At 72.8% G+C, this 13,276-nt stretch carries 8 protein-coding genes and 1 pseudogene; 5 read left to right on the top strand and 4 right to left on the bottom strand.

The window, feature by feature from the left end; genetic code table 11:
* Positions 1 to 81: 81 nt before the first annotated feature.
* Positions 82 to 1,152, top strand: a complete 1,071-nt coding sequence (locus BMY04_RS08495; RefSeq protein WP_198410021.1) for an iron-containing redox enzyme family protein — start codon at positions 82 to 84, stop codon at positions 1,150 to 1,152.
* Positions 1,149 to 1,421 (top strand): CDGSH iron-sulfur domain-containing protein, encoded by a 273-nt coding sequence (locus BMY04_RS08490; protein WP_091178831.1) that lies wholly within the window; start codon positions 1,149 to 1,151, stop codon positions 1,419 to 1,421. The genes BMY04_RS08495 and BMY04_RS08490 overlap by 4 nt, the downstream gene beginning before the upstream one ends.
* A gap of 227 nt (positions 1,422 to 1,648) precedes the next feature.
* On the opposite strand, the gene glgP is transcribed toward BMY04_RS08490, so the two are convergent.
* On the bottom strand, positions 1,649 to 4,225 hold the full coding sequence (gene glgP, locus BMY04_RS08485; protein ID WP_091179614.1) for an alpha-glucan family phosphorylase: 2,577 nt from the start codon (positions 4,223 to 4,225) through the stop codon (positions 1,649 to 1,651).
* Between glgP and BMY04_RS08480 the strand changes: the two genes are divergently transcribed.
* The 3 genes and pseudogenes from BMY04_RS08480 to glgB form a co-directional block, all read left to right on the top strand.
* Positions 4,215 to 6,416, top strand: a complete 2,202-nt coding sequence (locus tag BMY04_RS08480; protein WP_091178829.1) for an alpha-1,4-glucan--maltose-1-phosphate maltosyltransferase — start codon at positions 4,215 to 4,217, stop codon at positions 6,414 to 6,416. The two genes, glgP and BMY04_RS08480, sit on opposite strands and share 11 nt — an antisense overlap.
* Entirely contained in the window at positions 6,413 to 7,801 is a 1,389-nt protein-coding gene (locus BMY04_RS08475; protein ID WP_091178826.1) for a maltokinase N-terminal cap-like domain-containing protein, read from the top strand. Before BMY04_RS08480 ends, BMY04_RS08475 begins: the two co-directional genes overlap by 4 nt.
* Positions 7,798 to 9,702, top strand: a pseudogene (gene glgB, locus BMY04_RS08470) (1,4-alpha-glucan branching protein GlgB); the annotation flags it as partial. The gene BMY04_RS08475 and the pseudogene glgB, both read left to right, overlap by 4 nt.
* A gap of 445 nt (positions 9,703 to 10,147) precedes the next feature.
* Here the strand turns inward: glgB and BMY04_RS08465 are convergent.
* From BMY04_RS08465 to BMY04_RS08455, 3 genes are all read right to left on the bottom strand, one after another.
* Positions 10,148 to 11,599 (bottom strand): MFS transporter, encoded by a 1,452-nt coding sequence (locus BMY04_RS08465; RefSeq protein ID WP_091178821.1) that lies wholly within the window; start codon positions 11,597 to 11,599, stop codon positions 10,148 to 10,150.
* 67 nt (positions 11,600 to 11,666) lie between these two features.
* Complete coding sequence (locus tag BMY04_RS22725) at positions 11,667 to 12,275, bottom strand: hypothetical protein (RefSeq protein WP_091178819.1); 609 nt, start codon at positions 12,273 to 12,275, stop codon at positions 11,667 to 11,669.
* Entirely contained in the window at positions 12,275 to 13,237 is a 963-nt protein-coding gene (locus tag BMY04_RS08455; protein ID WP_091178817.1) for a tetratricopeptide repeat protein, read from the bottom strand. Before BMY04_RS08455 ends, BMY04_RS22725 begins: the two co-directional genes overlap by 1 nt.
* Positions 13,238 to 13,276 lie beyond the last annotated feature (39 nt).

The following is a 13,276-nucleotide window of genomic DNA, read 5'->3' as shown; positions in this document are numbered from 1 at the left end:
TGAGGTGCCGGCGTCCAGCAGCGTGCGCCGGTCCTCGGGAGGCGCACCAGGCGTCGTCCCCCCGTCGTCATGGAGGACGCCGTGACCGTCGACACCGCCGTCGCCCCCTCGCGGGCCGCGCTGCTGCACGACACCCCTGCACCGCTCCCGCAGCCCCGGGGGCCGCTCACCACCGCCCTGCTCGCCGCGCTGCGTCGCGACCCCCACCGCAGCCTCGACCTCCGCCACCTGGCGTGGGAGGGCGAGGCGGCGCACGCCTGCTGCGACGAGGACCTGCAGCTCGCGCTCTGGCTCGCCTACGAGCTCCACTACCGCGGCCTGGAGGGCGTCGACGAACGCTGGGAGTGGCACCCCGAGCTGCTGTGGGCGCGCGGGCGCTGGGAGGAGCAGCTCGTGGCCGGGCTCGAGCTCGGCGTGGCACGACCCACCGAGGAGGTCGACGTCGCCGGCGTCGTCGCCGGGCTCACCGCGCTCGCCGAGGCCGACGGCGAGCCCTCGCTGTCGAAGCACCTGATGCGCAGCGCCACGGCGGAGCAGTTCCGCGAGTTCCTCGTGCACCGCTCGCTCTACCACCTCAAGGAGGCCGACCCGCACAGCTGGGCGATCCCGCGGCTGAGCGGGCAGGTCAAGGGCGCCCTCGTGACGATCCAGGCCGACGAGTACGGCGGCGGCGTCGCCTCCGCCATGCACGCCCAGCTCTTCCGCGCGCTGCTCGCCGACTGGGGCGTCGCCACGACCTACGGCGCGCACCTCGACCAGGTCCCGGCGGTCACCCTGCTCGCCACGAACGTCATCTCCCTGCTCGGGCTGCACCGCCGCTGGCGCGGCGCCCTGGTCGGCCACCTGGCCGCGTTCGAGATGTCGTCCTCGACGCCGAACGCCCGCTACGCCCGGGGCCACCGCCGCCTCGGCGGCGGCGAGGCGGCCGCGCGCTTCTTCGACGAGCACGTCGTCGCCGACGCCGTCCACGAGCAGATCGCCCTGCACGACCTCGCGGCCGGCCTGGCTCGGGTCGAGCCCGCCCTGGCCGGTGACGTCGTGTGGGGCGCGCGCTGCGCCGCGTACGTGGACACCCTGTTCGCCCAGCACGTCCTCGGCGCCTGGGAGACCGGGGCGAGCAGCCTGCGCACCGTCCTGGAGGTGGCGGCGTGAGGGCCGACGAGGAGGTCACCGTCACCATCTGCCCGGACGGGCCCCTGCTCGTCCGCGGGCCGGCCCAGCTGCGCACCGTCGACGGCACGACGGTCGAGCACGACCGGTCCGTGCTGGCCCTGTGCCGCTGCGGCCGGAGCCGGCTCAAGCCCCTCTGCGACGGCTCGCACCGCCTGAGCCGCTTCCGGGACCCGGCCAGTGCCGAGCAGATCGACCACGTCCTGGCCGACGCGACCCCGCTGCCGACGGACGGCGCCGACGCCGCCTGACCCCGGTGCGGGTTCCCCCTGCGTGCACTCCTCACCGGCAGGGCGCGTGGCGCTCGACCCGGGTGTGCCGGTCCCCACGCGCACGACTACGTGTCCGCCGGGCTGTCCGCGTTCGGCATCGCCCTCATCTGCCTTGTCGTCCTGCGGGTGGCGGGCTGGAGCCGAGCCCGGGAGTCGTAACCCGGCCTACCACCTCCACGCCCGTCGCCGGACACCGCCGCCCGGGCTCAAGCGGACGGCGGGGAGGCCATGCCGCTGGGAACCGTCGCCAGGCCCATCTCCGCGGTGCTCGCGAGCAGCGGGTGGTGCGGGACGACGCGGACCGTGTAGCCGATCGAACCCGCCCGGCGGGCCTGGACCGTGCCTTCGTAGCGGCGCAGCCCGCCGTCGACGTCGGTGCCCTCCGGGAACGGGTTGATCCGCGGCTCGCGGAGCTGGTCGTCGGAACCGACGCGGCCCGTGACGAGCTGCACCTCGACGTCCTCGGGCGAGAGCGAGCCGAGCCGGACCAGCGCGGACACGTGGATCGGGGTGTTGACCTCGACCTGCTCGCCCTCGAGGGACTGGACGTGGTCGACGACCACGCCGCCCCACGCGTCGCGAACCTTGCGCTTCCAGTCCGCGAGGGCCTCGGGACCGCCGGTCTGGGCCTCGAGCGCGCGCGAGGACGCGGCGGACGGCGCGTACAGGTGCGTCACGTAGTCGCGCACCATGCGGGTGGCGAGGACCTTCGGGCCGAGGCCCGCGACCGTGTCGCGGAACATCTGCACCCAGCGCTTCGGGATGCCCTTGCCGTCGGTGTCGTAGAACCGCGGGACGATCTCGTTCTCGATGATGTCGTAGAGCGCCCGCGCCTCGAGGTCGTCGCGCTGCTCGGGGCTGTCGACCGACTCCGCCGACGGGATCTCCCAGCCGAACGCCGGGTCGTACCACTCGTCCCACCAGCCGTCGAGGATGGAGAGGTTCGCGGCGCCGTTCAGCGCGGCCTTCATGCCGGAGGTGCCGCAGGCCTCGTACGGGCGCAGCGGGTTGTTCATCCACACGTCGCAGCCCGGGTAGAGCGGCTTGGCCATGCCGATGTCGTAGTCGGGCAGGAAGACGATGCGCTCGCGCACGTCGTGCGCGTCCGCGAACTGCACCATCTGCTGGATCAGCGCCTTGCCGCCCTCGTCGGCCGGGTGCGACTTGCCGGCGATGACGATCTGGATGGGGTGCTTCGGGTCGGTCAGCAGCGCCTTCAGCCGCTCCGGCTCGCGCAGCATCAGGGTGAGGCGCTTGTACGACGGCACCCGGCGGGCGAAGCCGAAGGTGATCGTGTCGGGGTCGAGCACGCCGCCGACCCACTCGGTGCCGAGCCCGCGGTTGGCGCTGCTCTCGGCGAGCCGGCGCCGGGTGAAGGCGATGAGCTCGGAGCGCATCGTGCGCTTGAGGTCCCAGATCGTCTTGTCGTCGACGGCCGCGAGCCCGTTCCAGTCGTAGCCGTCGATGACCGTCTCGCTGGTGCTGCCCGAGGGCGCCTCGAGCAGGGCCAGCAGGTCGCGGTGCACCCACGTCGGGTGGTGCACGCCGTTGGTGATCGAGGTGATCGGGACCTCGGAGGTGTCGAAGCTGTTCCACAGCCCCTGGAACATCTCGCGCGACACCTCGCCGTGCAGCAGCGAGACGCCGTTGGCGCGCTGGCCGAGGCGGAAGCCCATGACGGCCATGTTGAACATGCCGCGGTCGCCGCCGTCGTAGTCCTCGGTGCCCAGCGCGAGCACGCGGTCGACCGGCAGCCCGAAGTCGGCGAACTGGTGGCGCACGAGGTCGACCGGGAAGCGGTCGATGCCGGCCGGGACCGGGGTGTGGGTGGTGAAGACCGTGCCGGCGCGGGCCGACTCTAGCGCGGTGTCGAACTCGACACCCGCCATCGTCTGCTCGCGGATCCGCTCCAGGCCCTGGAAGCCGGCGTGGCCCTCGTTGGTGTGGTAGACCTCCGGCGACGCGGTGCCGGTGAGCTTGCAGTACGCGCGGACGGCGCGGACGCCGCCGATGCCCAGCAGCGTCTCCTGGGCCAGCCGGTGCTCGGTGCCGCCGCCGTACAGGCGGTCGGTCGTCTCGCGCTCCGGCCCGGCGTTGGCCTCGACGTCGGAGTCGAGCAGCAGCAGCGGCACGCGGCCGACGGCCGCCAGCCAGACCTGGGCGTGCAGGACGCGCCCGCCGCCGAGGCCGACCTCGACCGTGACCGGCCCCTCGTCGTCGTGCAGCAGGGTGAGCGGCAGGGCGTTCGGGTCGAGCAGCGGGTACGTCTCCTGCTGCCAGCCGGCGGCGTTCAGCGACTGGCGGAAGTAGCCCTGGCGGTAGAGCAGGCCGACGCCGATGATCGGCACGCCGAGGTCGGACGCGCTCTTGAGGTGGTCGCCGGCCAGGATCCCGAGGCCGCCGGAGTACTGCGGCAGCACCTCGGTGATGCCGAACTCGGGCGAGAAGTAGGCGATGCCCCGGGGCGCGGACTCGGTCTCCGCGGCGTAGCCGGAGTACCAGAGGTCGCCGGCCAGGTAGTCGGCCAGGTCCGCCTCGACGCCGCGCAGGTTCTTGAGGAACCGCTTGTCGCGGCTCAGCTGCTCGAGCCGCTCGACCGAGACGTCGGCCAGCAGGCGGACCGGGTCGTGGCCGGACGCCTCCCACAGCTCGGGGTCGACGGAGCGGAACAGGTCCTGGGTGTCGGTGTTCCAGCACCAGCGCAGGTTCCGGGCGAGGTCGCCCAGCGGCTTGAGCACCTCCGGCAGCACGGGACGGACGGTGAAACGACGGATGGCACGCACCCGCAGCACCCTAGCGGGACCCCGTTCCCCGGGAGCCGCACCGTCAAACGTGAGACGTGGGCCACACGCACGCCGCCCTCCAGGTGCCCGCTCGCCCCACCGACCGCGCGCGACCAGCACCGTCGTTCTCGGTAGGTTGACCCGCGTGAGCCAGACCGCCGTGCCCCCTGGACAGAGCACCCGCATCGGGCGCATCCCCGTCACGAAGGTGTCGCCCGTCGTCGAGCAGGGCGCCTATCCCGCCAAGGCCACCGTCGGCGAGGCGGTCCCGATCCGGGCCACCGTCTTCCGCGAGGGCCACGACGCGGTGAACGCCACCGTCGTGCTGACCGCCCCCGACGGCACCGAGCGCCGCGAGCCCATGCAGCCGACGACGCCCGCCGGCTTCGACTGGTGGGGGGCGACCGTCGTCCTCGACGTCGAGGGCCCCTGGACCTTCCGCGTCGAGGGCTGGAGCGACCCCTGGGAGACGTGGGTCCACACCGCCGAGATCAAGATCCCCGCGGGCATCGACGTCGACCTCGTCTGCACCGAGGGCACCGAGCTCTTCACCGGTGCGGCCGCGCGCGCCGACGCCGACGACGCCCCCGGTCCCGCCGCCCGCCTGCGCGGCGCCGCACGGGCGCTGGAGGCCGGCGAGCAGGTCGAGGACCGCCTGTCGGTCGTGCTCGCCCCGGACGTGCGCAGCGCGATGGCGCAGTACGGCCCGCGCGAGCTGGTGAGCCCGTCGCCGGAGTACCCGCTCTTCGTCGACCGCCGGGAGGCGCTGTTCGCCTCCTGGTACGAGTTCTTCCCGCGCTCGCAGGGCGCGACGTTCGACGAGAAGACCCAGACCTGGACCTCGGGGACGTTCGCGACCTCGTACGAGCGGCTCGAGGCGGCGGCGGCCATGGGCTTCGACGTCGTCTACCTGCCCCCGATCCACCCGATCGGCACGTCCTTCCGCAAGGGCGCGAACAACACCCTCACCCCGGGCCCCGGCGACCCGGGCTCGCCCTGGGCGATCGGCAACGTCGAGGGCGGGCACGACGCGATCCACCCCGACCTCGGGACGTTCGACGACTTCGACGCGTTCGTGGCCAAGGCCCGCTCGCTCGGGCTCGAGGTCGCCCTCGACCTGGCCCTCAACGCCTCGCCCGACCACCCGTGGGTCAAGGAGCACCCGGAGTGGTTCTCCAAGCGGGCCGACGGCTCGATCGCGTACGCCGAGAACCCGCCGAAGAAGTACCAGGACATCTACAACTTCAACTTCGACCACGACCGCGAGGGCATCCGCGCCGCGTGGCTGGAGATCGTGCGGCTGTGGATGAGCCACGGCGTGCGGGTCTTCCGCGTCGACAACCCGCACACCAAGCCCGTCGACTTCTGGGCCTGGCTCTTCGCCGAGGTCCGCAAGACCGACCCCGACGTGCTCTTCTTCGCCGAGGCCTTCACCCGGCCGGCGATGATGCACATGCTCGGCAAGATCGGCTTCCACATGTCGTACACGTACTTCACGTGGCGCAACGAGAAGTGGGAGCTCGAGGAGTACCTCACCGAGCTGACCACCGAGACCGACAGCTTCCTGCGGCCGAACTTCTTCGTGAACACCCCCGACATCAACCCGTTCTTCCTCCAGACCGGCGGGCGGACCGCGTTCACGATCCGCGCGGTGCTGGCGGCCACGATGTCGCCGCTGTGGGGCGTCTACTCCGGCTTCGAGCTCTTCGAGAACGCCCCGCTCGGGCCGGGCCGCGAGGAGTACCTGGACTCCGAGAAGTTCCAGTACCGCCCGCGCGACTGGGAGGCCGCCGCCGAGAGCGGGGAGAACCTCAACCTGCTGCTCGGCCGGCTCAACCAGGTCAGGCGCGAGCACCCGGCCCTGCAGCAGCTGCGCGACCTGCACTTCCACACCGCGACGAACGAGCAGGCGATCGTCTTCTCCAAGCGCGCCCGGGCCGCCGACGGCGCGGCGGGTGCCGAGGACGACGTCGTGATCGTCGTGTCCAGCCTCGACCCGCACGCCGTGGTCGAGAGCGAGGTCGTGCTCGACATGGCCGCGCTCGGGCTGTCCGACCGCGACGTCTACCTCGTCCACGACGAGATCACCGGGCAGACCTGGCGGTGGGGCCAGCGGGCCTTCGTGCGCCTCACGCAGGACGACCCGTGCCACATCCTGACCCTCGTGCGCTACGGGGGTGCGCAGGCGTGACGGCCGACTCCCCCGGCCTCCCCCCGGAGGCCGTCGAGCCGCTCATGGCCGCCGTGAACGGCGCCCGCTGGTTCGCGGGCAAGGGCCGCCGGCCGGTCTACCGGTCGTTCACCCCGCTGGCCTGGCTCGACGCGGACGGCCCAGCGGGCGACCGGCCGCGCGTACGGCTCGCCGTCCTCGAGGTCGGCTACCCCGACGGCTCGGGCGTCGAGCACTACCAGCTGGCGCTCGCGTACCGTCACGGTCCGGGCCCGGAGGGTCTGGCCCCGCTGTTCCGAGACGGCGCCGCCGACGTGTACGACGCGACGCAGGACCCGGAGGCGGCGCGCTCGCTGCTGGAGGCGCTGCTCGACGAGCGCGACCTGCGCGACGAGGGCGACGGCGCGGGGGCCGTGCGCTTCCACCTGCGCGACACCGGCGCGCTGGACCGCGCCCTCGTGCCGCAGGTGTTCCGGGGCCAGCAGAGCAACACCTCGGTCATGTACGGCGACGTGGCGATGATCAAGCTCTTCCGCCGGCTCGAGCTCGGGCGCAACCTCGACATCCAGGTGCACGCGGCCCTCAACGACGCCGGCACGGCCGACGTCGCGACGCTCTTCGGCTGGTCGGAGGCGACGTGGACCCGCGACGGCGAGGTCCTCGGCGCCGACCTCAGCATGTGCGTGGAGAAGCTCGCCGACGCCGTCGACGGCTGGGACCTCGCGCTGGGGGAGCTGCGCGCCGGGCGGGCGTTCGACGAGCACGCGGCCGCCCTGGGGCGCGCCCTCGCGGTGATTCACGACGCGCTGCGCACCGCGTTCGGCACCAGCACGCAGCCGGGTTCCGCCGTGGCCGAGGTGATGACGGCCCGTCTCGGTGCGGCGACCGCGGTGGCGGCCGAGCTGGAGCCGTACGGCCCCGGCCTGCGCGACCGCTTCGCGACGCTCGGCCGCGGCGAGCTCGAGGTGCAGCGGGTGCACGGCGACTTCCACCTCGGGCAGACGCTGCACACGCCGTCGGGCTGGAAGATCATCGACTTCGAGGGCGAGCCGGTGAAGAGCCTGGCGGAGCGGGTCGCGCCGGACTCGGTGTGGCGCGACGTGGCGGGCATGCTGCGCTCGTTCGACTACGCGGCGGCGAGCGTCGGCGGGGACGGCTCGGCCGCCTGGCGCGACGCCTGCCGCGCGGCGTTCCTCGACGGCTACACCGCCGGTCGGGGCCTGCAGGACGGCGACGCCGACCGGCTGGCCGCGTACGAGGCGGACAAGGCGGTCTACGAGGTCGTCTACGAGGTGCGCAACCGCCCCGACTGGGTCTCCATCCCGCTCGGCGCGCTGGCCGGGCTGGCGCACGAGACCACCGAGCAGAATCCGCACGAGCAGCCGCACGAAGGGGCACCACGATGAGCCACGACCTGACCGGCAACCTGACGGGCTGGGACCTGTCCGGGTTCCACGAGGGCCACGACACCGAGTGCTACCGCCGGCTCGGGGCGATCGAGACGACGGTGCACGACGACGAGCGGGGCGACCTCCGGGGCACCCGCTTCTCGGTGTGGGCGCCGAACGCGCAGGCCGTGCGCCTGGTCGCCGACTTCAACTCCTGGCAGGGCGACGGCCACCACCTGCGCCTCGTGCCCGGCTCGGGCGTGTGGGCGCTGTTCGTCGAGGGCGTCGGGACCGGCACGGTCTACAAGTTCGAGGTCCTCGGCGCCGACAACGTGTGGCGGCTCAAGGCCGACCCGATGGCCCGCTTCGCCGAGGCCGCGCCGCACACCGCGTCGATCGTCTACGAGAGCCAGTACGCCTGGGGCGACGACCAGTGGATGTGGTACCGCGGCGAGAAGAAGCAGTACGCCGAGCCGATGAGCATCTACGAGGTGCACATCGGGTCGTGGCGCAAGGGCCTGACCTACGTCGAGCTCGCCGACCAGCTCGTCGAGTACGTGGTCTGGCAGGGCTACACCCACGTCGAGTTCCTGCCCGTCGCGCAGCACCCGTTCGAGGGCTCGTGGGGCTACCACATCACCGGCTACTACGCACCGCAGAGCAAGTTCGGCAGCCCGGACGAGTTCCGCTACCTCGTCGACCGGCTGCACCAGGCCGGCATCGGCGTGCTGGTCGACTGGGTGCCGGGGCACTTCGCCACCGACCCGTGGGCGCTGCAGCGCTTCGACGGCACCGCGCTCTACGAGCACGAGGACCCGCGGCTCGGCTGGCACCCCGACTGGGGCTCCTACATCTTCAACTTCGGGCGCAACGAGGTGAAGAGCTTCCTCGTCTCCAACGCCTACTACTGGCTGCACGAGTACCACATCGACGGCCTGCGGGTCGACGCCGTCGCCTCGATGCTCTACCTCGACTACTCCCGCAAGGAGGGCGAGTGGATCCCGAACAAGTACGGCGGCCGGGAGAACCTCGAGGCCATCGAGCTGCTGAGCGCGACGAACAAGCACGCGTACGCCCGCGAGCCCGGGACGATGATGATCGCCGAGGAGTCGACGTCCTTCCCGGGCGTCACCCGGCCGGTCGACTGGGGCGGCCTCGGCTTCGGCTTCAAGTGGAACATGGGCTGGATGAACGACTCGCTCCGCTACTACGGACGCGACCCGCTCTACCGCCAGCACCACCACCACGAGATGACGTTCGCCATGGCGTACGCCTACTCGGAGAACTTCATCCTGCCGATCAGCCACGACGAGGTCGTGCACGGCAAGGGCTCGATGTTCGAGCGGGCACCGCAGGACGAGTGGCGCAAGTTCGCGACCATGCGGGCGTTCTACTCCTTCATGTGGGCCCACCCGGGCAAGAAGCTGCTGTTCATGGGGACCGAGTTCGGTCAGCGCCGTGAGTTCTCCGAGGCACGCAGCATCGACTGGTGGCAGAGCGCGGAGTGGGGCCACCACGGCGTGCAGCGCCTGGTCAAGGACCTCAACGAGGTCTACAAGGCGCACCCGGCGATGTGGAAGCGCGACACCGACCCGTCCGGCTTCTCCTGGATCGACGCCGACGACGCCGGCGGGAACGTCTTCTCGTTCCTGCGCTACGACGGCGAGGGGCAGATGATCGCCTGCCTGACGAACTTCTCCTCCGAGCCGCGCGCCGACTACCGCATCGGCCTGCCGGCGACCGGGGTGTGGAAGGAGATCCTCAATTCCGACGCCGAGGTCTACGACGGCACCGGGCAGTCCGGCAACCTGGGCCAGGTCGTCGCCGTCGACGTGCCGTCGCACGGCTACCAGGCCTCCGCCACCGTCACGATCCCGCCGCTGGGCGCGGTGTGGCTGTGCTTCCAGCCCGAGCCGACCGAGGAGCAGGCCGACCCGGCCCAGGTCGAGGCCGGCACGCTGGCGGCGGCGAAGGCCGTCTCCCCCGCGGCGGCGCCGACGACGGGCGAGGCGGGCGGCGCGCTCACCGACACCGAGCAGAGCGCGCGCCGCGCCGCCGCGGAGAAGGCGCCGGCGAAGAAGGCGACCGAGAAGGCCCCGGCGAAGAAGGCGGCCGAGAAGGCCGCTGCGGCTCCGGCGAAGAAGGCGTCCGACACGCCGGCCCAGAAGCCGACCCAGAAGCCGGCCGAGAAGGCCGCGGCCCCGACCGTGGCGAAGAAGACGGCGAAGAAGACGGCGGAGAAGACGGGCAAGGCCGTCGACGAGGTGAAGGAGACGGCGGGCAAGGCCGTCGACGAGGTGAAGGAGACGGCGGGCAAGGCCGTCGACGAGGTCAAGGAGACGGCCGCCAAGGCCGTCGGCAAGGTCAAGAAGCTGGGCTCGTAGCCGGCTCGAGCGCCCCGTCGCCGACGGCGGGGCGCTCGTCGAACGGCGCGGCGAGCCGGCGGTAGTAGCGGCTCCCCAGCGCCACGAGGGTGGCGAGCAGGCCAAGCACCCCGGTGAGGACGAAGACGAGGGCGATGCCCCGGTCGGCGCCGGTGCCGAACCAGCCGCCGATGCTCCGCGCGCCCGCCCCGTCGGTCATGAACGGGATGAACACCAGCTGCGCCAGCGGGCCGATCAGGAAGGCCGTGAGCGGCGAGGCCGACTGCTCCACGCTCTGCGCGAAGCCGAAGACGCGGCCCTGGCGCTCGTACGGCACGACCCGCTGCAGGATCGTCTGCTCCGCCGCCTCCGCGAAGGGCATGAGCAGCATGTACGCGTACATGCCCACCGCGAGCACGAGCATCGAGCTCCGCAGCGGGAACAGCACGGTGACGGCCCAGAGCACGAGGTTGACCAGCAGCAGGGTGCGGACCGGGTTGGTGCCCAGGCCGACGCGGGCCACCAGCAGCCCGCCGATGATGACGCCGGTGGAGAGCACCCCCCACAGCAGCCCCCAGGCCTGCACCGAGACCAGCGACAGCCCGTACGCGTCCATGAGGGCCATGAAGGCGCCGCCGAGGAAGTTGTTGAAGCAGGTGAACAGGATCAGCGCCATCAGCCCGGGCACCGAGCGGACCAGCCGCACGGTGCCGCGCAGGTCGACCGAGCCGCTAGCGGCCGGCGCCCCGGCCACCGGTTCGACGGTCTCCGCCGCCGTCACCTCCACCCCTGAGGGCTCCGCCTCACCGGTCGGGAGCGGCCCGGGCCGGTCGCCCTCGATGCGGACCAGCGCGAGGTGGACGAGCGCCGCGCCCAGGACGACGACGGCGAGCAGCAGCGCGTAGCGCATCCCGCCGGCGGCGACGAGCAGGCCGCTGATCACCGACGTGACGAGGAACGACACTCCGCTCGTGGTGCCCACGAGGCCGTTCGCGCGGTCGCGCCGGTCGGCCGGGATGAGCAGCGTGACCAGCGTGCTGGTCGCGATCATCCGGATGTTGCCGGCGACCACGCCGAGCATGACCAGCACGACGAACACCCACAGCAGCACGCTGTCGGCCCGCCGGAACGTCGCCGGCGGCGTCAGCAGGGAGAGCGCGAGGGCGGCCAGGTAGAACGCCAGCGAGACCAGCGTCGAGCCCTGCAGCGACGTCTTCTTGCGGTGGTGGTCGACGAGGCTGCCGAACCAGATCCCGGTGAGCAGCACGCACACCAGGAAGATGCCCGCGATCATCCCGGTGGCGAGCACCGAGCGGGTCTCGAGGAAGACCCAGAAGGTCACCGCGAACCACAGCGTGAAGTTCATGACCGACACGAGCACGGTGTTGAGCAGCACGTGCAGGAAGGTGCGCTGCGTGCCCCGTCGCAGCTCCAGGCGTGGTCCCTCGGCCATGGCTCCCCCTCCTCGTCCTGCACGGTAGACGCGGCCACCGGCACGAACTCATCGGGCGGACGAGGGTTCAGCCCCGGGCGAGCTCCAGACGGACCGACTGCAGGGTGATCGTCATGGCGTCGGCGGTGCAGGCGACCCGGCCCTCGCCCCGCAGACCCACGACGCCGGTGACCTGGCCCATCCGCAGCTCCTGGGTCTCACCGCCCGCCTCGAGCCGCGCGGTCCCGTCGGCCCCACGCTGGACGAAGTTCGCCCGGGTGTCCCTCGCCGCGAAGGTCCCGTCGGCGGAACCGTCGATCGTCAGGGCGGCGGAGCGTCCGGCGAGCGTGACGGTGATCGGCTGCTTCCCGGCCCCCGCCACCACGTACCCGCCCTTGCCGAAGTGGACGGTCACGTCGCCGCCCTCGCCGGTCCCGTACGTCTGGTCGCCCGCGCCCACGAAGCGCACGAGGCTCCAGGTGCCCGTCAGGCACCGGTCGGCCGGGAGCGTCTGCAGCGCGGAGGCCGTCGCGCTCGGGCTCGCCGGGGTCGGCGTCGACGGCAGCGGGGCGGGGGTCGACGCGTCCGGGACCTCGGGGACGGTCGTCGGCGGGTCCGTCCTGGCGCCGGCGCAGCCCGCGAGCGCGACCAGCAGCGCCAGCGGCGCGAGCGCGGCCGCCGGGGGGTGCCCGCGCATCAGAAGAGGGCGGCCATGAGGCTGCGACGCGCGGCGAGCACCCGGGGGTCGGTGGGGCCGACCGTCTCGAAGAGCTCGAGCAGGCGGACGCGCGCGGTGTCGCGGTCGCCCCCGCCGCGGCGCACCACCGCGAGCAGCCGGTCGAACGCGTCCTCCACCTGGCCGCTCACGAGGTCCAGGTCGGCCGCGTCCAGCTGCGCCTGGACGTCGGTCGGGTCACCGGCGCGGGCGAGGGTCTGCCCGGGGTCGAGCACCGACGCCCGGGCGAACAGCCCGGCCTGCGCCTTGCCGAGGGCGGCCTCGGTGTCGTTCGGGTTGGCCTGCAGCAGCCGGTCGAACTCGTCGCGGGCGCGGGCGAAGTCGCCGGCGGCCAGGGCCTCGTCGGCCGCGGCGAAGCGGGGGTCGGGCTGGTCCTCGTCCACGGCGCCGTCGTCCGGCTGGCCCGCCGACCCGGTGCCGGGAGCGACGGGACGCGCCCGGCCCACCATGCCGTTGGCGACGGCGGTCTTGAGGACCTGGTCGACGGCCTGCTGGACCTGCTCACGGGGCAGCACGCCCTGGAACAGGGGCACCGCCTGCCCCGAGATGATGGCCAGTACCGTCGGCACCGCCTGCAGCTGGAGGGCCTGCACGATGCCCGGTGCGGCGTCGACGTTCAGCCGGACGAGCAGGAACCGGCCCTCGGAGGCGTTCGCGACGGCGGCGAGGGCGTCGGACAGCTCATGGCCGGTGGCGACGCGCGGCGAGTAGAGCTCGACGACCACCGGGTGCTGCGTCGAGGGCCGGATCGCGTCGGCCTCGAAGGTCTGCTCGCTGGACTCCAGGACGTACGACGCGCCGCCGGCCGGGGCCGGCGCGCCCGGCCCCCCGGGGGCACCGCCGGCGGGTCCGGACGCCTTGGCCCGCGCGGCGAGCTGGGAGAGGTCGATGGCCCCGGGACGGCTGAAGCTGGACGAGCTCATGGGTCCATCCTCCCAGGCGTGCGAAGCGGGCCGGGGACC

Origin of the sequence: Microlunatus flavus (genome assembly GCF_900110855.1) — a bacterium.
Taxonomy (GTDB): Bacteria; Actinomycetota; Actinomycetes; order Propionibacteriales; family Propionibacteriaceae; genus Microlunatus; species Microlunatus flavus.
Note: the sequence above shows the minus strand (reverse complement) of the source record. Positions and strands in the feature narration are given on the sequence as shown.